This window comes from Streptomyces sp. S186 (assembly GCF_051603415.1).
Classification (GTDB): Bacteria; Actinomycetota; Actinomycetes; order Streptomycetales; family Streptomycetaceae; genus Streptomyces.
Genome location: NZ_CP193932.1, coordinates 5,354,752 through 5,380,305 on the forward strand (window position 1 = coordinate 5,354,752; position 25,554 = coordinate 5,380,305).

16 protein-coding genes and 1 tRNA gene are annotated in these 25,554 nt (G+C 71.2%); 7 read left to right on the top strand and 10 right to left on the bottom strand.

Going from position 1 to position 25,554, the window contains the following annotated elements; genetic code table 11:
* Positions 1-825 precede the first annotated feature (825 nt).
* Together ACRAS8_RS23115 and ACRAS8_RS23120 are read left to right on the top strand one after the other, a co-directional pair.
* Positions 826-1,092 (top strand): hypothetical protein, encoded by a 267-nt coding sequence (locus tag ACRAS8_RS23115; protein ID WP_438487908.1) that lies wholly within the window; start codon positions 826-828, stop codon positions 1,090-1,092.
* 307 nt (positions 1,093-1,399) lie between these two features.
* Positions 1,400-2,116: a UPF0158 family protein gene (locus ACRAS8_RS23120; protein WP_438487909.1), complete on the top strand. Its 717-nt coding sequence runs from the start codon at positions 1,400-1,402 to the stop codon at positions 2,114-2,116.
* 417 nt (positions 2,117-2,533) lie between these two features.
* On the opposite strand, the gene ACRAS8_RS23125 is transcribed toward ACRAS8_RS23120, so the two are convergent.
* From ACRAS8_RS23125 to ACRAS8_RS23165, 9 genes are all read right to left on the bottom strand, one after another.
* Positions 2,534-3,115 (bottom strand): hypothetical protein, encoded by a 582-nt coding sequence (locus ACRAS8_RS23125; protein WP_438487910.1) that lies wholly within the window; start codon positions 3,113-3,115, stop codon positions 2,534-2,536.
* Between the two features lie 10 nt (positions 3,116-3,125).
* Positions 3,126-7,835 (bottom strand): RHS repeat-associated core domain-containing protein, encoded by a 4,710-nt coding sequence (locus tag ACRAS8_RS23130; protein ID WP_438487911.1) that lies wholly within the window; start codon positions 7,833-7,835, stop codon positions 3,126-3,128.
* Between the two features lie 149 nt (positions 7,836-7,984).
* Positions 7,985-8,971 carry an ATP-binding protein gene (locus ACRAS8_RS23135; protein ID WP_438487912.1) on the bottom strand — a complete coding sequence of 329 codons (987 nt, stop codon included), beginning with the start codon at positions 8,969-8,971 and terminating at the stop codon, positions 7,985-7,987.
* Positions 8,972-9,128: 157 nt separating this feature from the next.
* Complete coding sequence (locus ACRAS8_RS23140; protein WP_438487913.1) at positions 9,129-9,623, bottom strand: hypothetical protein; 495 nt, start codon at positions 9,621-9,623, stop codon at positions 9,129-9,131.
* A gap of 117 nt (positions 9,624-9,740) precedes the next feature.
* Positions 9,741-10,988: a VanZ family protein gene (locus ACRAS8_RS23145; protein ID WP_438487914.1), complete on the bottom strand. Its 1,248-nt coding sequence runs from the start codon at positions 10,986-10,988 to the stop codon at positions 9,741-9,743.
* 76 nt (positions 10,989-11,064) lie between these two features.
* Positions 11,065-13,707, bottom strand: a complete 2,643-nt coding sequence (locus ACRAS8_RS23150; protein WP_438487915.1) for an ABC transporter permease — start codon at positions 13,705-13,707, stop codon at positions 11,065-11,067.
* Between the two features lie 117 nt (positions 13,708-13,824).
* Positions 13,825-14,631: an ABC transporter ATP-binding protein gene (locus tag ACRAS8_RS23155; protein ID WP_438490572.1), complete on the bottom strand. Its 807-nt coding sequence runs from the start codon at positions 14,629-14,631 to the stop codon at positions 13,825-13,827.
* Positions 14,632-14,973: 342 nt separating this feature from the next.
* Positions 14,974-15,738: a response regulator gene (locus ACRAS8_RS23160; RefSeq protein ID WP_438487916.1), complete on the bottom strand. Its 765-nt coding sequence runs from the start codon at positions 15,736-15,738 to the stop codon at positions 14,974-14,976.
* A 28-nt stretch (positions 15,739-15,766) separates the two neighbouring features.
* A complete protein-coding gene (locus tag ACRAS8_RS23165) occupies positions 15,767-17,404 on the bottom strand; it encodes a sensor histidine kinase (protein ID WP_438487917.1) in 1,638 nt (545 codons plus the stop codon).
* Positions 17,405-17,814: 410 nt separating this feature from the next.
* Here ACRAS8_RS23165 and ACRAS8_RS23170 point away from each other — a divergent pair, with 410 nt between their 5' ends.
* Both ACRAS8_RS23170 and ACRAS8_RS23175 read left to right on the top strand, forming a co-directional pair.
* Positions 17,815-18,531 (top strand): DUF4232 domain-containing protein, encoded by a 717-nt coding sequence (locus tag ACRAS8_RS23170; protein ID WP_438487918.1) that lies wholly within the window; start codon positions 17,815-17,817, stop codon positions 18,529-18,531.
* Between the two features lie 793 nt (positions 18,532-19,324).
* On the top strand, positions 19,325-19,573 hold the full coding sequence (locus tag ACRAS8_RS23175) for a hypothetical protein (RefSeq protein WP_438487919.1): 249 nt from the start codon (positions 19,325-19,327) through the stop codon (positions 19,571-19,573).
* A gap of 328 nt (positions 19,574-19,901) precedes the next feature.
* Here the strand turns inward: ACRAS8_RS23175 and ACRAS8_RS23180 are convergent.
* Positions 19,902-19,977 (bottom strand) — tRNA-Arg (locus ACRAS8_RS23180).
* 308 nt (positions 19,978-20,285) lie between these two features.
* On the opposite strand from ACRAS8_RS23180, the gene ACRAS8_RS23185 reads away from it, so the two are divergent.
* The 3 genes from ACRAS8_RS23185 to ACRAS8_RS23195 all read left to right on the top strand — a co-directional run bounded on the left by ACRAS8_RS23185 (position 20,286) and on the right by ACRAS8_RS23195 (position 25,443).
* Positions 20,286-22,040 (top strand): dynamin family protein, encoded by a 1,755-nt coding sequence (locus ACRAS8_RS23185; protein ID WP_438487920.1) that lies wholly within the window; start codon positions 20,286-20,288, stop codon positions 22,038-22,040.
* A 494-nt stretch (positions 22,041-22,534) separates the two neighbouring features.
* On the top strand, positions 22,535-24,394 hold the full coding sequence (locus ACRAS8_RS23190; RefSeq protein ID WP_438487921.1) for a GTPase: 1,860 nt from the start codon (positions 22,535-22,537) through the stop codon (positions 24,392-24,394).
* Between the two features lie 494 nt (positions 24,395-24,888).
* Positions 24,889-25,443, top strand: a complete 555-nt coding sequence (locus tag ACRAS8_RS23195) for a single-stranded DNA-binding protein (protein WP_438487922.1) — start codon at positions 24,889-24,891, stop codon at positions 25,441-25,443.
* Positions 25,444-25,554 lie beyond the last annotated feature (111 nt).

Genomic DNA, 25,554 nt, shown 5'->3' on the forward strand with positions numbered 1-25,554 from the left:
CCCGGCTCCCGGCTCCCGGCTCCCGGCTCCCGGCTCCCGGCTCCCGGCTCCCGGCTCCCGGCTCCCGGCTCCCGGCTCCCGGCTCCCGGCTCCCGGCTCCCGGCTCCCGGCTCCCGGCTCCCGGCTCCCGGCTCCCGGCTCCCGGCTCCCGGCTCCCGGCTCCCGGCTCCCGGCTCCCGGCTCCCGGCTCCCGGCTCCCGGCTCCCGGCTCCCGGCTCCCGGCTCCCGGCTCCCGGCGTGGCCAGCCTCTTAGTGTAGCCAACCCCATGCGACAAGATGGCCAATTTGCCATCAATCAGGTGCAGTTCCCCGCCAAAACTGGCAGATATCGCAAGGTCCACCGGCGTCCTCAGTGCCTGCTCCCACGGCACCACGGGCAGCCCCAACTCCTCGAACAGCTCCCGTATCCCGCCCTGGAACGCCGACGACTCCGTGGCGGTGACCAGCAGTTGCACCCGGAAGTCGTCATGGAACAGCGGCAGCACGTCCAGCAGCCGCCCGGCGGAAGTCACGTTGTGCACCACGAGCAGGACCCGGCGCCGCACCGCCCGGCTGACCCAGCGATCGGCCCCCTCCCCGACCGGCACACGTATCACGGGGGAACCAGACGGCCCCACCTGTCACCTCCTGCTGCCCGGACGACCTCCACCACACTTCCCGATCACCCTAGCCAGCCGCCCACCCTCCGAAGCCCCCCACCCCGACCATCCGCCGGGCCCGCAAGGGGATCGCCCACCCAGGGAGTCGAGGACGGTCTCCTTCGCGACGGCGTCCATGGTTGTCTCGTCGACCATGGCGCCGAGTTCGGCCGTGGTGAGCTTCCTCATGACGGACGCTGCCCTCCCCTTCCTCGCCGGGAGGGGCACAGGGGAGGGACTGCCGCAGACTGTCGCGGTTTTGCTGGCGGACGCGGCCTCCCGCACCGAGAAGGTACGGGATCGGGGACCGTGCCACCTGTTGGAGTGCGTGGACGAGGCGCAGGCCGTGGTGATCGCGAAGGGCCGCAGGGCGGGTGCGCTGTGCTCCCGGATCGGCCCCAGGCACCTCATGACGGCCCCGGCGACCTGCCGGCCTTCCGCGCCGCGCTGCTGAAGCTCGGTTGCGTACTGCCCGCTCGGCTCTGAGTCCGGCTCTGAGCGGGAGGGCCACGCCCAGGGAGTGGTCCGCGTGACGTGGGCAGGTACGCGGAGCGCGATGAGGACGGCGCACGGCCGGGGGAGGTGCGGGAGAGGACGGAGCGGCGGCGCTCGCGATACGCGAGGCCAGTGACCTTGTCCGCTGTGCTCACGAACGCATCGCTACACCCGGTGCGCACCGGGGACGACGGCGCTCGCTGCGCGCCACGGAGGTCTCCCGTTCGAGCGCGGCCGGAGAACATGCGGGGAGTAGCCTCGCGGCCATGACCGAGGCATGGACTGACCACGCGCTGAAGACGCTCCGCGCCGCCTGCCGCACCGCGGACGGCCCGTCCCTGCTCGCCCTGCTGCGTACACATCACCCCGCCGGCGTGCTGCAGCAGTGCGGAGACGCACTCGCCGCAGCTGTCTTTCGGGGTGTGCCCGGCGCCCGGGAGACGTCGATGGTGTGCACGTCCGCCCTGCGCAAACGGCGCTGGCCCGGAGACGAACTCCTCGCCGAACAGCTCGATACGGCGGGCAGCGGTGCCGTCCGCGGGTTGCGGCCACTGCCGGTTGATCTGGAGGAGCTTTCCGGCCTGCTCGAAGGCGACGCGGCCTGGGGCGGCGGCCGCATGGGCCTGGACACCGGCGAGTGCCGGCCCGCCCTCGCGGATGCCGAGGAGCCATGGGACGAAGACGAACCGGACGGTACCGAGCGGTGGCTCCACGTCCCGTGTGCCGGATCGCGCGACGCCTACCGCGACATGGAGGACTTCATCACCACCGTCGATGACCATGACCATGACCATGACCTTGCCCGTTCCCTCGGTATCGCGCTCCAGGGCCCAGGAGCGTTCCGCCGCTGCAAGGACATGCTGGCCACCTCACCGGCGCAGCTGTGGCGGTACCGGCTGTTCGCCGCGGAGCGGCAGTACGGCCGGGCTCGGGCCTGGCTCGCCGATCAGGGCTACCGGTCGGCGCCGCCGGGCGACCACTGACCGGCGTGCCTCACGGCCCCAGCGCCAGTAGACCTCGACTCACTCAGCCCCTCCGGGCCCCGGATCCGGCAACGGAAGGTCGAGAATGCCGCTTCGGGCGCCCCCGCAGCGCTCGAACCGGCGGCTGCCCGCTCACCCTCCAAACGTGGATGAGGGGCCGCAACCTGTGATTCCTTCTCGCCCTGGACGCAGCCCCGCCGACTCGGCTCTTTCCCGCTCCCCAAGGGCACCCGACCACACATGCCGCTGACGGCTGCAACACGACGCTGACCTGCGACGTTGCCCAGGCAGAGCTGACCACGGGTTGGCGCCCCCTCCGGCCTATGAGCGGCGTTCCTCCTGGGGTATCTCCGAGCGTTCTCCGGGGGCATGTCGTGACCCGGGCACTCCCCATGGGGCGGACGTTTCCGGTGAGCGTCATTCCGCAGTGGCGGTCAGCCAGCGTTCGATGGCGGTCTTGGTCGGCTCCGTGGTGTCAGGCCATCGGGACATCTGCACAGCGAGATTCCGGAAGAACTGGACGTGGTGCGGCTCGCGCACGAGCACGAACTCGGTGGATTTTTCCCCTTGTTGCGCTCGTACAATCGCGTTTCCGTCGAGAGACAGCATGACAAATGCCGGATGGCCGAACCCGTTTCCGAGGATTCCGGTGGCCGCACCGGTGCCCGCGATGTCCCACTGTTCCGAAAGTGAAACCCTCGCCCAGCGCCAGACGCGTGGCTCGTCGGGTTCTGCGCAATTGACCGCCATGAGGAATTCTGGATCCTCCGCCGCGAAGAGCCCACCCTCCCTCGCCAGGCGATACCATCCGGAATTCGCCTTTTCCAAGAGCTGCGGATCGTCGGACATCAGATATTCGACATCGGCTACGCCCTCGGCAGGGCAGCTATTGGCGAATCCGGCGAGATTCGGGGGGATGAGGGGAGTTGTCGAGTCGATCAGGCTCGAGTACTTCAGCCCTGCTTCGGCGAGTGCATCGGCCAGTCTGGATTCATCCATGTTTTATACCCTACCTTCTCCTCGCCCAGGGGTAAGGAACAAGTTGGTTGTAGTTGTGCTCGCCGGTTTTTTTGTGTCTGCCGAAGTAGGCTATTTCGCCGGTATTGGGATGGACGACGACTCGCGCCTGGCTGAACGGGTCACCGTTGTCGTAAATCGGCGCCCCCCGCCATCGATGGGTGCCTCGAATGCCCCCGGATGCTTCGTAGAAGTCGGGTCGCCGGTCATGGCGCGGCCCGGTTTCCCGCTGCGGATAGTTGGGATCCGCGACGATTCTGCCCACCAGGTCATGAATGTCCTGCGGCGTCTCATAATACGCGCGGTTGGCGTCGCTGCGCTTGTTGACCGATTCCGGTGAATAGGGGTCGTCCTCCACGAACGGGGCGGACGAGTATCCGTCTCGTGGTCGCGGCTTGCACTTGGGCGCAAGTCCGAGTGGGTCCGTCCATGAATGCGGGTTGCCGACGTAGGCGACCGGGTTGGGGGCAGCGGCAAGACCGAGCGGGTCGCAACTCGCGTAACGGGCCGTCTCCGGGTCGTAATAGCGATGGAAGTTGTAGTGCAGGCCCGTTTCCGGGTCGAAGTACTGTCCGGGGAACCGCAGCGGGGTGTACGCCGTGCTGTCGGCGGCCCAGGTGGTGGTGCCCCAGACGGTGGCGCGGGTCCGCCAGGCGATGTCGCCCGCCGTGTCCACGAGTTCGGTGGGGGTGCCGACCAGATCGGTGACGATCGCGAAGAATCGCCGGTCTGTTTCCTGTTGCGGTGCGTCGGCCGCCGCCGTTTTCTGTTCGTACTGGGCTATCGGCTGCAGCCCGTCGTGCTCCCAGGTGAGAGTGAGGGCGTGGGTCGGGCCGCCGGAACGGGTGGTCTGTTCCGCGAGGTTCGTGCCGTCCCAGGTGAAGTCGACCTGTTCCAGGATGGTGCCGTCATCGGCGGTCTTCTGCTTGGCGATGCGGCGGCCGAGGGGGTCGTAGAGGTAGCGCCAGAGCTGGCCGTCAGGAGTGGTGACGGCGGTGAGACGGTCTTCGGAGTTCCAGGAAAAGCGCCAGGTTTCGGGTTTCCGCGAAAGATGGGCCTTCTGGCGGAGGGTGATGCGGCCTTGGGCGTCGTGTTCGTACCTGATACGACCCGCGCCGACGATGCGGGTTCCGTTGTAGGTGCGGGGCCCGAGTGCTTCCGCCCCGGCGTGCCGAGCGGGCCAGCCGGCGGACGTTTGGTTTCCGGCGGCGTCGTACGCGTATTCCTCGGCCCAGTTGTGGGCGCGCACCGTGGTGATCCGCCCGGTGGCATCGAGTGCGAAGCTGCGGGGCCCGTTGAGCTGGTCGTCGATTCCCACGAGATGGCCGTCGGGGCGATAGGTGAAGGTCCTGCGCTGGACGGTGCGGCCGGCGGTCGTCAGCGACTGGTCCGTCAGATTGCCGACGGCGTCCCAGGTGTGGGAGAGGGCAACGTCGTCCCCCAAGGACCGCAGAACTTCGCGGCCGGTCATGTCATGGGTGAAGTCGATGTCATGGCCGAATGCGAGCAACTTGGCGCGGTTTCCCGCGGCGTCATATACCTGTGCCGATTCGGCGCCGCTGGGTGTACGCCGGTGGGTGCGGCGGCCGAGCACGTCGTATGTGTGCGTGAGCGTACGGCCGTTGACGGTCTCGGACAGGACGCGGCCAAGTGCGTCGCGTTCCAGGGTGACGGTCGCATCGGGGCCGGCGGCCTGAAGGAGTCTTCCTGACACGTCGTAGGTGAAGGAGGTTCGTCCTTCCGGCGTTGTCTTTCCGATGACCCGGCCGAGAAGGTCGTGCTGGAAGCGGATTTCCTCGCCGAGGGCATTCGTCCGGCCGACCAGCCGGCCCGCGGCGTCCCGCGCATAGGTGAGCGTCCGGCCGTCGAAGTCGGTCTCGGATATCAGGCGGCCGGCCGGGTTGTACACATAACTCCACTCCAGGCCCTGTGGGTTGGCGACCTTGGTGAGCTGGAGATTGGTGTCGTGGGTGAACTCGTAACGTACTCCCGAAGGGTCGGTCCGGGCGGTCATCCGGTCGAAGTGCGTGTACTCGTACTCCGTCGTCCTGCCCATGGCGTCGGTAGAGGTGAGGCAGTTGCCTTCCCCGTCGTATGTCCACGACTCGCTGGTGCCGTCGGCCTCGGTCCGGGAGGAAAGGTGGCCTTCGACGGTCCAGGAGAATCGTGTCGTGCGGCCCAGCGCATCGGTCGCCTCGACGACGTTGCCGAAAGCATCGCGCCGGCACCGGGTGAGCACACCCTGCGGACCGGTGACGGCGGTGGGCAATCCGGCCGGATCGTTCTCGAAGAAGGCCGTTTGGCCCATGGCGTTCGTGACGCTCGTGAGAAAACCACGGCTGTCATAACGGTAGTGAGTCGTGGCACCACCGGGATCCGTCACCGAGGTGCGGTTACCGCGCTCGTCGTACGTCTGCCGGCAGATGCCCCCGTCCGGGTCGGTGATTTCGACCGGGAGGTTGAGGGCGTTGTAGGTGGCGGTGGTCACCAGGCCGTCAGGGCGTATGAGCGAGACGACGTTCCCCGCCTCGTCGTAGGCGAAGCGGGTGACGCGTCCCAGCGCGTCGGTGGTCGCGAGCACGCGGTCGTAGCGATCGCGTTCCGTACGGACGGTGCCGCCCAACGGGTCGATCTCGGCGACCACTTGAAGGGCGTCGTTGACCAGGTAGCGGCTCGCGTGCCCGAGCGAGTCGATGGCCGTGGTGACGCGCAGACCGGTGGCGGGGTCGGTCTGGTCGTAGGACAGCCGCATACTGACGTGGCCGTCGACGCCGCCCTGCGCGACGCACCGGTTCCGGTCGTCGTAGGAGTAGTCGTACCGGCTGCCGTTGCTGTCGGTCCAGGAGACGATCCGGCCGGCCTCGTCGTACCCGAAGCGGGTGGCGCGACCGGCGGAGTCGGCGACCTCGGTGAGGTTGCCGTCGGTGTAGCCGTAGCGCACCAACAGCTGGTCGGATCCTTCGGGTCCGGCACCGGCCAAGTGCAGCTCGGTGATGCGCCCGTCGGTCGTCGTCAGTTTGAGGTGGTAGCCCGCACCGTGGCGGATGTCCGTCGGGGTGCCGGCCTCGTCGTAATCGAAGCCGATCCACTGGCCGTTACGGTCCGAGATCTCATCGAGCAGTGCGAGAGCGTCGTCGTGCGCGGTGAAGTGCCATACGAGCCCGGTGGCCGGATCGGAGACGGCGTAGTCGCCGTTCCCGTCCCGGCTCAGGGGCCGGCGTGGGCCGTACTCGGGCAACACCGGTGTGTCGCCGGCGGGGTGGGGATAGGAGAGCAACAGACCGTCGTGCGTCACGAAGACGATGCCCTGGTCGTCGATCTCCAGCCGCTGATCGGCGGTGCTCGACCATGAGGGGCCCAGCCACCGGCCGATGCGGTAACCCGATTCGGCTCGGCGTGAGAAGTCCAGCGGAAGCCTGCCGGGCAGCGAGACATCGGTCTGCGGCAGATACATCTTGCCGCTCGCCATGTCGACCGGGTCACTGCCGCCGGAACACACGCTGTCGCCGGGCCGCGTGCTGTTGTTGGGATGGTCCTTGCCGAGCTGCTGACGGCCCTTGCCGACGGGCCTGCCGCCCTTGCCGTGCATGCTCCGCAGGCCGCTTCCACCGCTGCCGCCGAGGGCCTTGGGGTCCTTCTTGCCGTCCTTGCCGAGGCCCTTGAAGTGGTCGGCCAGACCCTTGTCGTTCTCGTGATGGTTCTTGGCCATCTGCTTGACGCCGCGGGTCATGTTCTCGTCGAGGTGCCTGGCGGTCTTCCTGACGCCGTCCTCGATGCCGTCGATGACCTTGTCCAGGAGCGCGTTGGCCGCGTCGGCGATGGCGTCCTTGCCGCGGGTACGGCCGTGGTGGCTCCTGGCCCGCCCGATTTTGCCGCCGGCCTTGTTGCGGAAGGTTCCGCCGGCGCTCTGCAGGCCGGTCACCACCCGGTCGTGCTCGTTCGGGTCGAAGCTGAAGCCACCGGCCCCTCCGCCGCCCCCACCTCCGCTACCGCCGCCGGCACTCAGGAGCTGCATGGGACTGCCGGCCGCCGACTTCGCCGAGTCCTTGGCGTCCTGCACGCCCTGCCTGAAGCCGTCCTTGCCGGCCTGGGCGGCATGCCCGAGGTCCACACCGTGCTGCACTCCCAGGGCGTTGGCCCCCAGCTGGACCACGAGGTCGCCGACCATCGCGCCGAGCGCCTCTTCGACGGGGGTCAGCGCGATGCTGATGACCTGCTCGGCGACCTGCTGACAGACCTCCTTGAAGATCCGCCGGACCGCCAGCCGCGTTGCCTGGGTACCGGCAAGCGCGCCCAGTTCGGACAGGCCGAAGGTGAAGGGGGCGGCAGCCTGAGCGGCGATCACTTCCGCGGCCAGGATGCCGAGTTGGACGATGGCGCCGATCTTGGCGCCTTCGATCAGGACGGCGACGCCGTCCAGGGCCGTGGCCGCCAGTCGACCGCACTCGCCCAGGTTCTTCAGATGGGTGCCGTTGATCTTTCCCCAGTGGGCGTTCAGCGCCTCCACGGCCAGTGAGCCGCCGGCCGACCCCACCAAGCCCTGGATGGCGGTGTGTGCTTCGTTCGCGCCGCTGTCGATGTCGTCCGCGAACTCCCGCATGGCATCCGCCATGTCGCGGTAGTCGTCCTCGTCCACGTTCGGCCATGAGACGCCGATGATGTCGAGAATTTCGTCCGCCCACCCAGGCAGCACCACACCCATGCGAAAACGCACCCCCCTTGGTCAACTGATCTTAAAGGAGGCGACCGACCGGCCGGATGGTTCCACCGGTTCCACGAGGGCGCAGAGGAGCCGTCAGGCCACAGAGCTTCCGAGACAAGGCCCGGGACAGGGGCGATGCGGTGCTCCTCTCAGCGGTCGCGCTGCTCGTTGCCGTGGTCCGGCGTGAGGTCGAGGGTGGCCTGGGCGCCGCCGTCCGGTGGGTTTTCGTAGCGCACCCGTGCGCCCAGGACGCGTGCCTGGCCGTCGACGATGGTCAGGCCCAGGCCGGTGCCGCCGCCCCGCTCGCGGGCCCCGGTACGGAACCGCTGCGGTCCCTGTGCCAGCAGTTCGGCGGGGAAGCCGGAGCCGTGGTCGCGTACGCGGATCACCGTCCCGTCGATGTCGACGGCCACGGGCGGGGCGCCGTGCCGGCGGGCGTTGGTGATCAGGTTGGCCAGGATCCGTTCGACGCGGCGGGGGTCGGTCGACACCTCCGCATCGCGGTGTACCCGCAGGTGGACGTCCACGCCGGTGCGGGCCACGGACTGGCGGGCCAGTTCGCTCAGCAGTACCGCTTCGCGCTGTGCCCGCTCGACGCCCGGCACGTCCAGCCGGGCCACTTCCAGGACGTCCTCGACCAGGTTGCGCAGGGCGTCCACACCTCCGCGGACCAGTTCGGTCGGGCGGCCGGGCGGCAGCAGTCCGACGGCGGTCACGAGGCCGGCCACCGGGGTGCGGAGCTCGTGGGCGATGTCGGCGGTGACCCGCCGTTCGGCCTCCAGCCGGGCGCTGAGGGCGTCGGCCATGGTGTTGACCGCGGCGCCGAGCCGGGCGATCTCGTCCTTGCCCCTGGGCCGCACCCGGTTTGTCAGGTCGCCGTCCGCGATGCGCTGAGCGGTGTCCGCGGACGCGGCGATCCGCCGTCCCGCACCGGCCGCCGCGACGATGCCCAGCACACAGCTGAGCGCGGTCACCAACCCGCCGGAGAGGAGCAGCACCCGGTCGAGATCGGCCAGGGTGCGGGCCTGTGGGGCGTAGGAGCGCCGCACCGCGAGGATGTCGCCGCCGCTGCGGGTGGCCGCCCACATCACCGGCTTTCCGGAGCGGTCGTGTTCTTGGAGGAGGGTGGCGCGCACGGGCTGCTCGGTGACGGTCCTGCGCAGCTGGGGGCGGCGCCCTCGACGTGGGGTTTGGCGGGGCCGCCGCATCCGACGGTGCCCACGGCCGCCAGGGCCGCGATGGCTATGGCGGCCACGGCCGTGGACTTGTTCATCGGCGAGGCGGCCCTTCTCGTCAGCTGGTGGCGAGCGGACGCTTGCCCTTCAGGTCCTCGGAATCGTACGCTCCGCTGTCCTTCGCCAGCTTCAGGGTAAAGGCGGAGAAGACCTTCCTGCCGTTCACGGTCTTGGGGTCCGAGAGCGTGACGGTCGCCTTCAGCGGCTTGTCCAGGCAGGTGTCGAGGCACCAGGTGCCGGTGACCTTCCCGGTGGCGACCGCCTTCTTCGCGCCCCACTCCTTCCACTGCAGACCGTGTATCGAGGTGAACTCGGAGAGCACCAGGTGCTTGGGGCTGCGCTCGGCGCGGCCCTTGTCGGCGTTCTCCTCGCCGTAGTGGTTGATCACGTAGGGCGTGGCGCCGGTACGAGCGACGCCCGCGGTGTGCCCGGGGCCCGTGGAGGCGTGGGCCGCCTGGGCGGTGGCGAGCATGCCGACGGCGGCGACTCCGGCCAGCGCGGTCGCCATGACGGTCGTCATGCGGCGCCGAGGCGCGTTCGTGGTGCGCTGCATAGCTTTCGCTCCCGTTTCGTGTGGATCCCGTTTTGTGGGGACCGGTCGGCTACTGAAGTTAGGAGCGACGGCTCTCGGTGGCCTGTCGGCCATGTAACAGTCGTCCATCGACCGCCGTTACCCGACCTGCGTACGGGCTCCTGCGCGCGGCGGCGTGGACGGTGTGGACGGCGTGGACGGTGTGGCAGGGGTGCGTGCTCGGCTGTGGGGGAGGGCGTGGTTGCGGACGCCGGAGCGGGTTTCGTGCGGACCCAGGCCCTGCGGGTGACGGCGGACGGATTTCACGTATGCGGCGATCAGGAGCAGGCAGACGGCCGGGGGCAGCAGCAGGACGAACGCTGACGCCGGGTCTGCCGAGAGGGCTCGATGGACGATCCCGTCGGCGATCTTGATCAGCAGGGAGGGATCGGCGGCGACGGCGAGAGCCGCGCCCGTGGCGAGACATGCGAGCACGAGGGGAGGGCTCAGCACCAGGGCGCGCAGGGCGAGCCTGGCCGGGCTCGGCCGTCCGCCGTCCGGCGTGACCAGCCGGAGCAGCAGTACGTGTTTGCCCGGTGTCGCGCCCGTCAGCCAGGGGATGACGACGAACCAGAGCGCGAAGGCGAACGGCGGCGCGAACAGCACCGCGCCCCCGCCGAGTTCGTGGTACGTGATGCCTGCGGTCAGCCAGCTCAGTATGGTGACGCCCGTCGTGTCCAGGAGGAGGGCGACCAGACGGCGGCCGAAGGGGACTGGGCCGGAGGCGAGGGCCCGGTCGTCGAGGGTGTCCAGCGCGGGCAGTGCACGGGCGAGCGGTGCGGCGACGGCCCAGCCGAGTGCGGCGCCCGCCGTGTTGGCGATGAGGTCGTCGACGGCGAAGAGGCGGTAGGGGCAGGCGTAGAGACCCCAGAGCCCGGTGTACTGGGTCAGCTCGAAGAAGAGTGAGGCGAGGAACCCGGCCGCCGTGGCGGCGGTGAGGCCACGCCGGAAGTGGATCCGTACGAAGACCCCGAGCGGCAGCAGCAGGAGCACGTTGTAGAAGTTCGACCAGAAGGCCGGGTTGTGCAGTACCAGTGCGTCGAAGGTGGCGTGGTGGTGTGCCTCCTTCCAGATGTCGGCGAAGGCGACGCCCGGTGTGAGCTGGGGGTGGGCGAAGGCCGGATACGCCGTGCAGACGTCCACCGAGGGTTTCGGCAGGGGCACGATCGTCATGCAGAAGGCGGTGAGCGCGTAGTACACGCCGCCGTACAGCGAGAGCGCCCGCCAGCGGGTCAGCACGCCGTGCCGGCGGTAGAGGACGATCGCCGTCGGCATGAACATCAGCAGGGCCAGTGCGGGGAAGAGCAGTGCGGCCGTACGGACCGGCAGAAGGTACGTGGAGTTCATGTGGTCTCAGTCGGTTTCGTATCCGCCGGGCGGGCGTGTGCAGGCAGGTGCGGGTAGGCCATGGCGTTGCGGGTCCCTAGTGCGCCTGGATCGCGCGGAGCATGTTCAGCCGGGCGGCCCTGGCGGCCGGCCAGATGGCCGCGAGCACTCCGATCGGCACGGCCAGCGCGAGGAAGAGCCCGAGCTTGGCCCAGGGCAGGACCGTCTCGTACATCGGCATCGACGCCGTTGTCAGGCCGCCCGCGGCCCACGCGAGGAAGGTGCCCGTGCCGATCCCGAGGAGGGCGCCGAAGAGGGAGATGACCACCGATTCGAGCCGGACCATCTGCCTGATCCCGGAGCGGTCCAGGCCGATGGCCCGCAGCATTCCGATCTCCCGGGTGCGTTCGAAGACCGACATGGCGAGGGTGTTGATGACGCCGAGTACGGCGATGACGACGGCCATGGCGAGCAGCCCGTACAGCATGTTGAGGACGACGGTGAGGGAGCCGCTCTTGTCCTTGATGACCTGCTCCTTGGTCTGGACCTTCAGCAGCGGGCTGTTGTCGAGCGCCTGGCGGATCTGCTGCTCCAGTCCTGCGGCCTTGCCGGGCTCGGCCTTGACCAGGACGTTGTCGAGCTTGTGGGCGTCGGCGTAGGGGAGGACGTCGGCCACGGTGCCCAGCGCGTCGGACGCGGCACGGGACTTGGCGTAGACGGCGACGACCTTCAGCTTCTTCGTGCTCTTCGTGTTCTTTGCGCTCCCCGCGCCCTTGGCGTTCGGGTCGCCCTCGCCGGCGTTCATGCCGGCGTTCATGCCGGCGTCGAGCGTGTCGCCTACGTGCAGTCCGGCCTGCCGTGCGAACTCGTCGGAGACCGCGATCCTCCCGGGGCCTATGTCACGCAGCGAGCCGGTCTGGAATGTCAGGTCCGCTGCCTTACCGAACGCCTTCGGGTCCGTGCCCGTGATCCTGGCGAAGACGCCGTTGGCGTCGAAATTCGCGGAGGTGACGGGGGCGGACGCCGCGACGCCCGGCAGCTTGGCGAGGTCGTCGGCCGCGGTGGTGTCGAGGCCGCGGGAGGCGCTGTTGGAAACCTTGTAGTCGGCGGCCAGGCCCTGGGTCGCCTGCTTGTCGAGGGCCTGCTGGGTGGAGTATCCGCCCACGGTGAGGCCGGTGATGAGGGTGAGGCCGATCATCAGGGCCGAGGCGGTGGCGGCGGTGCGCCGCGGGTTGCGCAGGGCGTTCTCCTTGGCCAGCTTGCCGCTGACGCCGAAGAAGCGCGCGGTGACCTTGCCGGCCAGCGTGATCAGGGGGCGGGAGAGCAGCGGGGCCAGGACGATCATGCCGCACAGGGTCAGGGCGCCGCCGAGCATGGCGGTCATCAGGTTCGACTCCTTGCTGGTCTTCAGCGTGGAGACGTACAGCATGACCGCGACACCGAGCCCGGCCAGGAGGGTGCCGAGGACGTTGCGGACCCTCAGGGTGCGGGCGGGCGGCGCCAGGCCGGCGCTGCTGAGTGCCGCGACCGGGGCGATCCTGGCGGCCTTGCGGGACGGGAGCCAGGCGGCCAGGACGGTCACGGCGACGCCGACCGCCAGCGAGGCCAGCGGGGCGGTGGGCGAGATGACCAGGGGGCCGTCGGGCAGCTCGGCGCCGCCGGTGCTGAGCAGGGGGTGCAGGGCGGTGGCGATGCCGAGGCCGAGCGCGAAGCCGGCGGCGGAGGCGCCGAGTCCGACGAGGGCGGCCTCGATGAGGACGGAGCGGACGACCTGGCGGCGCGAGGCACCCACCGCCCGCAGCAGGGCGATCTCACGGCTGCGCTGGGCGATCAGCATGGTGAAGGTGTTGACGATGATGAACACCCCGACGAACAGTGCGATGCCCGCGAAGGCCAGCAGCGTCTTGGTGATCCGTGTGGTGCTTTCGTCGATCTGCTGGGCCTGTTCGGCGGCCAGTTGGGCGCCGCTGGTGGCGTGGGCGCCCTTGGCGGGCAGCAGGGACTGCACCCGGGCGGTCAGCGCGCGGTCGTCGGTGCCGGGCCGTGCGGCGATGTCGATCTTGTGGAAGTGGCCGGGGATGTGGAACAGCTTCTGCGCGGTGGCGGTGTCGAAGAGGGTGAGGGTGCCGCCGGCGGTGACGCGCGGGTCGTCGGTGGTGACGATGCCGACCAGCTTCTTGGTCAGCGCGGGCCCGTCGGTGGCGAAGCGGACGGTGTCACCGACGTGGTAGCCGGCCTTCTCGGCGGTCTTGGCGTCCAGGGCCAGCTCACCCCCGGCGGTGGGGGCGCGGCCCTCCTTCAGCGGGAAGTGGCTGTCCTTGCCGTCCTTGCCGGGCAGGTAGTTGGTGGCCAGGTTCTGCGAGGCGCTGTCGCCGTTGACCGGGCGGCCGTCCTTGCCGGCCAGTGTGGCCTGGCCGTCGACGGTGGGACGTACCGAATCGACGCCCGGCAGCGCGCGGATCTTCTGTGCCAGCGCGGCGTCGAGGACAGAGGTGCTCCCGCCGTCCTCGCCGCCGGCGCCGGGGGATGTCTGTGCCCCGTCGCCGGGCGACTCCCCCGCCTGGACGGCGACGGCGACGCCCTTGAGGCTCTGGGCGGAGGCGTTGCGGAAGGCGTTCGCGGTGGTGTCGCCGAAGACGAGGGTGCCGGAGACGAAGGCGACGCCGAGCAGGACCGCGAGCGCGGTCATCATCAATCGGGCTTTGTGCGCAAGGACGTTGCGCAGGGCGGTACGCAGCATGGTGGTGTCAGTCCTGGAGGTACGCGGGCGGGTGGGACGCGGTGGGAAGTGCGCGGTGGAGGTTCGCGCCGGTGGAATCGCGAGACGGATGCGGGCGGTTGGGCGTGGGGCGGGGCGTCAGCTCGTCCGGCCCTTGGCCTCGAAGCGCCGCATCCGGTCGAGGACGGCTTCGGCGGTGGGGGCGGGCAGCTCGTCGATGAGACGTCCGTCGGCGAGGAAGATGACGCGGTCGGCATAGGAGGCGGCCACCGGGTCGTGGGTCACCATGACGATGGTCTGCCCCAACTCCCGTACGGAGTCCCGCAGGAAGCCCAGGACTTCGGCGCCGGAGCGGGAGTCGAGGTTGCCGGTCGGCTCGTCCGCGAAGATGATCTCCGGCCGGCTCGCCAGCGCGCGGGCCACGGCGACCCGCTGCTGCTGGCCGCCGGAGAGCTGCGAGGGGCGGTGCTGGAGCCGTTCGGCCAGGCCGACGGTCCCCACGACCAGGTCCAGCCACTGCTGGTCGGGCTTGCGGCCGGCGATGTCCATCGGCAGCGTGATGTTCTCGATGGCGGTCAGCGTGGGCAGCAGGTTGAACGCCTGGAAGATGAATCCGATCTTGTCCCGGCGGAGCCTGGTGAGCTGCCGGTCGCCCAGGTGGGAGAGCTCGGTGTCACCGATCCGGGCGGAGCCCGCGGAGAGCGAGTCGAGCCCCGCCATGCAGTGCATCAGGGTCGACTTGCCCGAGCCGGACGGGCCCATGATCGCGGTGAACCGGCCGCGCCCGAACTCCACGGAGACCGAGTCCAACGCCACGACGCGGGTCTCGCCCTCGCCGTAGACCTTGCTCAGTCCGCCGGCGCGTGCGGCGGCCGGGGCGGATGCCGGGGCGTGCGGGGGTACCGGGGCGTGCCGGGGTGCCTGGGCGGCGGCTGCGTACGACATGGAGGGCTGCGACATGGAGGGCTGCGACATGGGGACTCCGGGGACTCCTGGAAGGGGTGCTCGACTCGCTTCCATCGTGGTCGCGCAGGTGGCCCGGATCCGTCGCCCTCAGGTCCTGAATCGGCGGCCTGCCGAAGGGCAGAGCCGCCGGACGTGCGTATGCCCCTGGGGAGACAGCGCCTCTGCCGAAAGGAAGACGTGGACGAAGAGCTACTGCTCCACCGCTCGTCAGCCGCGAACCGGCCGGGGGCCCGTCAGCATGCCGGCGGGCCCCGTCGGTTTCGTGTGGGCGGCCACGGCCGAGCTACAGAGCTTGTCCTCGTCGAGCCACAGCGGTGTCCCCTAGCCCATCAAGCCCGCCTGGTGTGCGAGCAGCGCCGCCTGGACGCGGCTGTCCGACCCGGTCTTGTCCAGGATGGACCGGACGTGCGTCTTGACCGTCCCGACGCCGATGCCCAGCCGCTTGCCGATGTCGAGGTTGGACAGTCCCTCACCCAGCATGGTCAGCACCTCGCGCTCCCGGGCGGTAAGTCCCGCCAGCCGCCGGCCCGTTGGGCTGTTCGGACTCTCCGGGCCCTCCAGGTTGCCCAGGCTGTCCAGGCTCTTTGTGCGGTTCGTGATACCCGCTGCGCCGCCGCGCAGCATCCGCTGGATGACGGTCCCGGTGACTCCGGGCGAGAGGACCGCGTCCCCGGCGGCGGCCGCCCGTACCGCGCTGATCAGCTCCTGCGGACCCTCGTCCTTGAGCAGGAAGCCGGTGGCGCCGGCCGCCAGAGCGCGCAGGACGTTCTCCTCGTCGCCGAACGTGGTGAGCATGACGACCTGCGGGGCAGGGTCGAGCACCCGCAGCCGTTCGATGGCGGCGAGCCCGTCGAGTACCGGCATGCGGATGTCGAGGAGCACCACGTCGGGCCGGTGCTCGGCGGCGAGCCGGACGGCCTCGGCGCCGTTGGCGGCTTCGCCGACCACGTCGATGCCTTCGGCGTGCCGGAGGATCAGCCGGACGCCGTGCCGGATCATCTGCTCGTCGTCGGCGAGCAGCACCCGGATCGCGGAGCCGGCCTCGGAGGCGGCCGCGGAGGCGGTGGAGTCGGGCTCGTCAGTCATGTGTCCTGCTCCCGTGGGGCGGTTGCGGTTACGGTTGCGGTTCGGTGGCCACAGGCACGGTGAAGTGGGTGATCGAGATCAGGATGTCGGAGCGGAAGCAGTAGCGGACGATCGCCAGCCGCCCGCCCTTGGCGCTCTCGTCGACAGACGGATAGATGCAGTCCTGGGCGGACCGAGGGCGCCGCGGTTCCCGGCCGGCGGCGGCCGCCCGCACCAGGTCGTTGTCGATGATCCAGTTGCTCTGCAGCTGCTCCCGCGTCATCCCCACCCGGGGCTCGAAGCGAGAGTATTCGGATGGTGGCTTTGCCTTGTCGACGAGGATGACCCCGAACAGCATCATCGCCCCCACACCCACCACGCCGAGCAGCCCGGTGGCCGCCCGCGTCAGGCCCCGCTGAACGTGCCACAGTCGTCGCCCCGGCCAGGGCCGGCCGGCCGCGCCCGGCATCCCTTCCTCGTCCGGCGCCGCGTCCGCCGCCCGCGCCCCCGGAGCCGGGCCCGCGGTGTCTGCCGGGGCGGCGGGGATGCCGGCCGTCACGCTGAACCCGCCGCCCGGTGTCGCGCCCGCCTCGAAGGTGCCGCCGAGCAGGGCCACCCGCTCCCGCAGGCCGGTCAGCCCGCGCCCGGAGCCCAGCCCCGTGGCGGCGGTGGGCGGTACGGGCGGAGCGCCGTTGCGCACCCGCACCTCCACCCGCTCCCCGGCGTGGTGGACGCTGACGCTCACATGGGCCCCGGCCGCGTACCGGTGCACGTTGGTGAGCGACTCGCGCACCACCCGGTGCACCGCCCGCCGCACCCGGGCCGGCAGCGCATCGAGGTCGTCCCCCTCCCAGGAGAACTCGACGGGAACGCCGACCCCACGCGACTCCGCCACCAGCGCCTCGATGTCCGAACGAGTACCCGTCGCGTCGGTCAGCGCGTCCGTGCCGGTGTCCCGCCCCAGCGGGCCCAACACCCCCAGCGCCTCGCGCAGTTCGCGCATCGCGTCACGGGTGGCGCCGCGCACCAGCGACGCCTCCTCCCGCAGCTCGGGGGCCTGCTCCTGCAGCGCCATCTCCAGGCCGCCCGCGTGCAGCGAGATCAGACTCAGCCGGTGCCCGACCAGATCGTGCATCTCGGCCGCGATCCGCGACCGCTCGTGTATCCGCGACTCGCTGTCGGCGAGCCGCCGCGCCTCCTCGGCGGCGGCCGTACGCTCCCGCAGTGCCCGCACCAGCTGGTCCTGCTGCCCGCGCGCGGTGCCGACCAGGCCCGGTACCAGGACCGTGGTCGCGGCGAGCACCGCACCGAGCGCGAGCCCGTACAGGCTGCTGCCGAGCCCGGTGACGGGAGCCGACGCGAAGCAGACCAGCATGGCCGGCGCAAGCCCCGCCAGCAGCAGCGCGGCCCGCCGCCGCCGCGCCTCCATCATCCGGGCCGCGGTGTACGAGGCCACCGCGGTCAGCAGCCCCGTGGCGGGCAGCACGCCCATCAGCGCCGACAGCCCGAGCACGCCGGCCGCCGGGAACCGGCGCCGCACCACCACCAGCCCGACCCCGGCGAGCGCCAGCACCACCATGACCCAGCCGTCGAGCGTCATGCCGAGCATCGCCGGCACACCCCGGTACCAGTCCAGCACCAGGTAGGTGAGCAGCACCATCAGCCCGCCGAGGATCCCCTCACCCACCGCCCGCCTCAGCCGCCACCCCTCTTCCCCCGGCCCGGCGAAGGGACCCCGGACAGACGGACGCGGTGCGGAGGTGGAGGCTGGTGGAGCACTGAACGACATACCCCCGATTGTCAGGGCCGCCAGCACCCGGATCCTGCGACCTACGGGGGACTGTCCCTCTACCGGAAGGCAGAGGGACACCCGCCGGCGCGGCGACGGTGCAACCGTCGACCGTCCACCATGCAGCGACCCCGACCGGATGGGGCTGGGGCGCTAGCGGTGCATTAGCTCCTCGTTAGTGATCCGGCAGCGCCTCGGATCACGCTGGAAGCAGCACAACGGACCGACCGTGCACGCCCCACCCCGGGATGGGCTCGCCCCAGCAGACGAGAAAGACCCTCCCCAGCAGACGAGAAAGAGACGGAAAGATGTCGCTCGCCGCCAAGACCCTCCGCCGCGGCCGCCGGATCGCCGCCGGATCGCTGATCGCCGTCACGGCGCTCACGCTGTCCGCCTGCCAGACCGGGAAGAACTCCGCGTCCCACTCCTCACCGGCCTCCACGCCCGCAACCGCGGCCGGCACTCAGGGGAACCCCACTCAGGGGGATTCCACCGACGCCGACGGCTCCCCGTCCGGCGCCGGAGCGAAATCCGCCAACGGCAAGACAGCAGCCAACGGCAAGGCGGCCCACGCACCGAGCGCGCTCCAGGCCCACACCTCGACGATGACCGCCCCGGACCGCTGCACCGCCGACAACCTGTCGCTGCGCCTGGGCCGCACGGACATCGGCGCGGGCAACATCCACATACCACTGGTCTTCACCAACAACGGCAAGAAGACCTGTTCGCTGCGCGGCTTCCCCGGCGTCTCGCTGACCCTCAAGGAGGGCACGCCCGTCGGCAAGCCCGCCACCCGCTCGGGCGCCGCGGGCGGCACCGTCCGCCTGAAGCCCGGACAGAGCGCCCACGCCGTGCTGCACACCGTCAACGACGGAGTCTCGGACACACCGTGCTGGTCCACGGCGCAGCTGGTCCGCGCCTACCCGCCCGGCTCCAAGGACGCGCTGACCACCGGCACCGACGGCCTGCGGGTGTGCGGCGGACAGTTCGACGTGACGCCGCTGAAGCCCGGCGCCACGGACTGACAGCCGCACATCCGCAGGCCCGCCGGCGTTCTGGCCCCTGGCCCGGGTGGCGGCATCGACCCCCGTGTACGCCGGCCACTGGTCCGCTATGTGCCGCTCCTCTGCCTTCGGGACTTCAGGCAGAGGAGCGGCAGCCCGTAAGAGGGACACGTCCGAGGCGGGTCCGTCGATGGGCAGGCGCCAACACCCGCCCTGAGAGCGACGAAGACGCGGTGCTCCGCGGCCACGCTGGTCGGGAGGCCAAGCATCCCTTCCAGGAGCACTCATGGAGTTCGGGCGCGGCCAAGGGCTCGACTCCGTCTCCACGGGCTCGGCCCGGATCGGCAACACCGAGCCGTCTGGCCTCGGCGACCGGAGGCCGCCCCCGCGGACGAGCTGCCCGGCACCCCCGACTCCCGTTCCACACGAAGATCCTGGTCTCCCTGCCCCCTTCCCCCCTGCTCCCTGCGGGAATCCGTACGCGAGTTGGGACAGACGGTCGTGACGGTCACGCTCGACCCGACGGCCGCCTCCCACACGGTTCGACACCGAGGCACGGACGAGCTGACGCGCCCCTCCTCGCACGGCTCGCATGGCTTCCCCACCCCACCGCGCCCCCACAGGACCGAAAGCCACGGGCCCGACCACCGAGGACGCCCCGGCCCCCGACGCCAAATCCGCCCAGAGGGACGGCTACCGCCTCGCCGACCTCGTCCAGCGGCCGACGCCCAGGCGGTTGCACCGAGCCGGAGAAGGCACACATCAGGGCTTTGCTCGACCAGGCCGTCACCCGGCCTGACTTCCGACTGCGCTCGTGTTCAGCCGCGACGCCGAGGAGAGGAACGCCACCGTCGCCGCGGACCTCACCACCGAGCGTCGTGATGACTCTCTTCTCGAAGTGGCCTTCAGCCGACTGTCGTTGGATCCCGCGGTCCCCACGGCGAGCTGGACGGTGATCAGCCACCGTGACGAGGACGACGGCAACTACCCAGCGGACGAGGCGCCCCGCCGCCGGCTCCGGGACTTCTTCACCGGGTGGGGTGGGGGAGCGTGGCGGCGGTAGTACCCGATCTCTGATTGCCGCCGCTTGGGAGATCGAGTTGGTCGACGGCGAGAAAGGCGAGGCGCTGCACCGGGCCTGGCACCTGTGCGAGCCGCTGCGGGAGGTCTGCATCCCTGGCAACCACGAGCTGACCCACCTCATGTAGGGCCAGCACTGAGGGCGCCGGACGTCTTCGACACGTATTCGACACGGCCACCCGTCGGCCCCCGGTGACAGCCGGACAGCGCCGGACCTTCCCTCGAACGTCGGGGGAAGGTCCGGCGCTTCCTTTTGCTGGTCAGCATGCAGTCTGGCCAGCAAAAAGACCCTCCCGAAGGAGGGTCTGCTCTGGCGCCCCCGGCAGGACTCGAACCTGCGGCCAAGCGCTTAGAAGGCGCCTGCTCTATCCACTGAGCTACGGGGGCCGGTGGGTGTGGATCACGGACCGCGGACCAGGATAGAGGTCCGGGTGCCTCGTCCCGGTTGCTTCACCTCCGTGGCACGTTGTGGAGGTTCGGTGAAGCGATCCCGATAATCGCAGGCAGGTACGAATCCTGCACGGCTTTTGGCGCCTCGTGAGGCGGGTGTTGTGCACTCGTTATGCCTGCGTCTTGGATGTTACGAAAATCCAAAATGTCACCTCTGTTGTCCTGTGGAGATCCCTGTGGCGCACACAAGGGTCTATACGCTTCAAAAACCTAACGAAATTGGGCATTCTTCACATGTGGTGACCTTGGATGTAGGACCCCGGCTGATCGACGCACTGTCCGTACTGCGTGACCGCGTCGATGCCGCCCGATTCCCCCTGCCGCTCGGGGGTGCCGCCCGCGCCCGGCGGGACCGGGCCGAGCTGCTCTCCCAGCTCGACGACTATGTGATGCCCCGCCTGCGCACCCCTAAGGCCCCTCTTCTCGCGGTCGTCGGCGGCTCCACCGGGGCGGGCAAGTCCACCCTGGTCAATTCGCTGGTGGGGCGGCGGGTCTCCGAGGCGGGGGTGCTGCGGCCCACCACGCGTACGCCGGTGCTGGTGTGCCACCCCGACGACCACCGCTGGTTCGCCGGGCAGCGGGTGCTGCCCGGCCTCAGCCGGGTGTGGGTGCCCGAACAGGACGGCGGCGATGACGGCGAGCGGGACGACGGCGGGGAGAACGGGTGCTGCGGGGGGCGCGGACCGGCGGCGGACGAGCCCGGGGCGGCGCCGACCGTGCGGATCGAGACGGAGCCCGCGCTGCCCAGCGGGCTGGCACTGCTCGACGCCCCCGACATCGACTCCCTGGTGGCCGGCAACCGCGAACTGGCCGCCGAGCTGATCTGCGCGGCCGACGTCTGGGTACTCGTCACCACCGCCGCCCGGTACGCGGACGCGGTGCCCTGGCACCTGCTGCGCACCGCCAAGGAGTACGACGTCACGCTGGTCACCGTCCTGGACCGGGTACCGCACCCGATCGCCGCCGAGATCTCGGGGCGGTACGCGGAACTCCTGCACCGGGCCGGGCTCGGCCACGTACCCCGTTTCACCATCCCCGAGCTGCCCGAGTCCGCCGGCGGAGGCCGCGGACTGCTGCCCGCCACCGCCGTCGCCGGCCTGCGCGAGTGGCTCGAACGGCACGCCCAGGACCCCGCCGCCCGTAGCGCCGCCGCGGACCGGACCGCCACGGGCGTGATCGCCTCGCTCCGCAGCCGGATGCCCTCGCTGGCCGGCGCCGCCGCCGCACAGCACGCCGCGGCGCTGCGGCTGGCCGGCCGGGTCGAGGAGGCGTACGAGGAGGCGGCGGAACGGGTGCGGCGCGAGGTCGCGGCGGGCGAGGTCCTGGCCGGCGACGCGCGCGCCCACTGGCACGCGCACGGGCTCGGCGGCCGCCCCGACGAACTGCTGGACGCGCTCACCCGCGGGCTCACCGCGCTGCTGGCCTGCGCCGTCGAGGAGGCGGACGAGCGGGCCGCGGGCGCCTGGCGGCGGGACCCCGCGGCGGCCGACGTGGCGGCGAACGCGGCGGACGGGGCCGCCGGCGCCGCCGGCCGGATCGGTGTGATCGTCCGGCGCTGGCGGCGCTGCCTGGAGGAACTCGCCGAGGAGGAGGCCCGGGAAACGCGCGGCGGCCAGGCCGGTGAACGGGCCGACCCGGTGGACGTGGAGGAACCGGCGGCCCTGCTGGCCACCGCGCTGCTCGGCGGGCGCCGGGCCCGTACGGCCGGGGAGAACCTCGCCGACCTGTTGGGGGCGCAGAGCGCGCTGCGGCTGTGCGACCAGGGCGCCCGGTTGCTGACCAGGTACCTGCGGTACGCCCTGGACGGTGAACGGGAGCGCCGGCTGGCCCCGTTGGACCGGCTGACGGTGCCGCCGGACCAGCAGGCGGAACTGATCGCCGCGCTGTCCGTGGTGCAGCGGGAGCAGCGCCGGCGACAGCCGGTGACGGAGTGGGAGACGGAACGCGCGCGTGGGCGCGCGGAGGCGGATCGGTGTGGGAGAGAGGCAGTGACCGGGTGACGGAGTCCGAGCGGCGACGGGTGGAGATGGGGACCGATGAGGGCGGGGAGGGGGTGGTGCGCGTCAACGGGGCCTGGGATGACGGGGTGATCGCGCGGCGGGTGCGGAGCGAGGAGTGGACGGATGACGCGCGGGAGAGCGGTGGATCGGAGAGGGGGGTGCGGGAGGACGGTGTGCCGGCGGCGGGGGAGGTCGATGAGGGCGACGAGATCGACGAGGTGGATGAGGTGGACGCTGTGCTGACGGCCATGGTCATGGCCGAGGCCGGTGCGTCTGCTGGTGCGGAGGGCACGGTTGGCGCTGATGGTGTTGACGTCGTTGGGGGCGATGTGGCTGGTGCTGGGGTGGGCGGCGTCCGTGGGATGAGTGGGGCGGGCGGGGGTGCCCGTGGGCGAGTGACCCGTGGGGCGGGTGGGGGAGCGGTTGCCGGGACGGGGCGGGACGGCGGGGCCGGGGACCGAGCCGGGGCGGTCGTAGGCGTCGAGGACGAGATCATGGGGTGCCGGCCCGGGTACAAGTGGGTGCCCGGTGAGGCGCGGCGGGCCGCGGAGGTGGGGCTGCGTCCCCGGTTGGAGGCGTTGCGGGAGCTGATCGCGCTGTCCCGGAGCCGACTGGACGGGACGGTGCTGGACGAGGCCGGGCGGGTGCTGGAGGCGGCCGACGAGCGGTACCGGCTGTCGGGGGAGCACACCGTCGTCGCCCTCGCGGGCGCGACCGGCAGCGGCAAGTCCTCGCTGTTCAACGCCCTTGTCGGCGCGCCCTGTTCGGAGGCCGGTGCGCGCCGCCCCACCACCGCCGAACCGGTGGCCTGCGTCTGGTCGGGCGGCCGGCCGGGCGCGGAGGGGCTGCTGCGCCGCCTCGGGGTCCCGGTGCACCGCCGCCACACCCCCGCGCAGGGCAGCCCCGAACTGGCCGGGCTGGTCCTGCTCGACCTGCCCGACCACGACTCGTCGGCCGTCGAGAACCGTGAACAGGTCGACCGGCTGCTGAAGCTGGTGGACGCGGTCATCTGGGTGGTCGACCCGGAGAAGTACGCGGACGCGGTGCTCCACGAGCGCTATCTGCGGCCCCTGGCGGGCTACGCCGAGGTCACGTTCGTGGTGCTCAACCAGGTGGACCGGCTGCCCGGCGACGCCGCCGACCAGGTGGTGGACGACCTGCGCCGGCTGCTGGACGAGGACGGGCTGGCGCTGGGCGAGCACGGGGAACCGGGGGCGGCGGTCCTGGCGCTCTCCGCGGCGACCGGCGAGGGGGTGGCGGAACTGCGCGAGGCGCTGGGCCAGTTCGTCGCGGAACGGGGCGCGGCGGACCGCAGGCTGACGGCGGACGTGGACACCGCGGCGGAGCGCCTGCGGACGGCGTATGTCGCGGACAGCCGGGTGGGCCTGACCGAACGGGCCCGGGAGGAGTTCGACGACCGGCTCGCCGAGGCGGTGGGGGCGGCGGCCATCGGGCGGGCGGCGGAACGGGACTGGCTGCGGCACGCCGCGCGGGCGTGCGGCTCGCCGTGGTCGCGGCTGCGATCCCGGCGGAAGGCCCGTCGGGCGCGGCGGCGGGGCACGACGGCGATGACCGGCGGAGGCGGCCTCGGGGCGGGGCCGGGGGCGGTCCGGATCGCCGCACCGCGGACGGGAGTTGGGGCCGGGCCCGCGGGCGCAGGACCGGATGGATCAGGGCAAGGTGGATCAGGATCGGACGAATCCGGACGCATGCGTTCCGGACGCACCCGTTCCGGGCGTGGCCGCTCCGGGGACGAGGCCGCCGGGGCCGTGCCCGTACGCTCGGTGGCCGCCGGATCCGTGCGGGGCGGGGACGGGCGGGCGGCCGCGCGGCCGGTGGTGGAGCAGGCGGTCCGGACCGTGGCGGGCGCGGCTGCGCTGGGGCTGCCGGTGCCTTGGGCGCAGGCGGTGCGGGAGGCTGCGGGGCGGGGTGCCGAGGGGCTGCCGGAGGCGCTGGACGCGGTGGCGGCCGAGGCCGAGGAGGCGCTGCGGCACGGGCCGGACGCGAGACCGCGGTGGTGGACGGTGGCGGCCGCGGTGCAGGGGCTGCTGTTCATCCTTCAGGTGGTCGGCGTGTTGTGGCTGCTGGGTGCCGTGACGGGAGTGACGGATGCGGCGGAGTGGCTGTCCGGGGTGTTGCCGGCGGTCGTGGGCTCGGTGGGCGGCCCGGTGCTGACCTGGTTGTGCGGACTGGTGGCCCGCGGCCCGGCCCGGCGGTACGGGCAGGAGGCCGAGCGCCGGCTGCGGGGCGCGGCGGCCGGGTGCGGCCGGGCGCGGGTGCTGGAGCCGGTGGCCGCCGAACTGCTGCGGTACCGCGAGGTGCGGGAGCGGTACGCGGTGGCGTCCGGCGTGTGAGCCGGGGCGGGCGGGAGCGGGAGGGGCGGGCGGCGGACGGAACGCCGTCCGCCCCTCGTCCGGGTGACGGAGTTTTCCACAGGTGGCCGTAGGCGGCTGTTTCGTCCACAGCCCGCCGCGGCCGGCGCCGCGGCCCTGCACGATGGGTTCTGCGAGGCGCGGCGCGGAAGGGCCCGACCGACGCAATGCCGCGTAAAGCGATCGGAATCAACAGTCATGTGTGGCAAGGAGATTGACGCCATGAAGGCTCGATAGGAGGACACGCGTGACGTGCGCGGAAGGCGCGCACGGGAAGTTACGCACCGAAGTCGCGTAATGACAAAGAAGCACCGGAGGAGAAGCAAGGCCGGAGTGCCGGAATACCGAAGCGCGGAAGGTGAAGCGCCGAAGAGGCGAAGCACCGTGCAAGGCGGAAGACGCAAGACGCAAGACGTGAACGTGGCGACGTACTGAACTGAAGCGACGTCATAAAGAGGGGAACGGGGGAGTCAATCATGAACGACACGATGGTGACGCTGGTGGGGAACGTGGCCACGGCGGTGGAGCACCGGGAGACCGCGGCGGGGGTGTCGGTGGCGCGGTTCCGTATGGCGGCGACCTCGCGGCGGTGGGACAGGGCGCGGGAGTGCTGGACCGACGGGGAGACGAGTTTCTACACGGTGCGGTCCTGGCGGGCGCTCGCGGACAATGTCGCGGCCTCGGTGGCGGTCGGGGAACCCCTGGTCGTCCAGGGGCGGTTGCGTCTGCGGGAGGGGGAGCAGTCGCCGGAGAAGGGCGGCCAGCGCTGGTTCGCGGCGGAGGTCGACGCCCTTGCGATCGGTCACGATCTCGCGCGCGGCACCTCGGCATTCCGCCGGGTGGCGAAGGTGCGGAAAGCGGGAGAGGGAAGTCGGGCGGAGGGGGAAGTGGGCGGGGAGCCGCGCACGTTGGAGGAAGTTGAATCGGGTACGACCGTGGTATTGGCGGGCGCGTCGGAACGGCCGACGGGTGTTCCGGAGGGGAGTGCGGCCCCGACCGGCAATTCGCCCCAGAAGGTATCTGTGCCCTGAAAACGCCCGGCGATTTATCGATAATGTCGGTACACCCTGCGCGTATTCGGTAACGATTGCGATTCGGATCGCTTATGGGGCGCCATTGCCGGGGACCTTGATGCGCCCGCT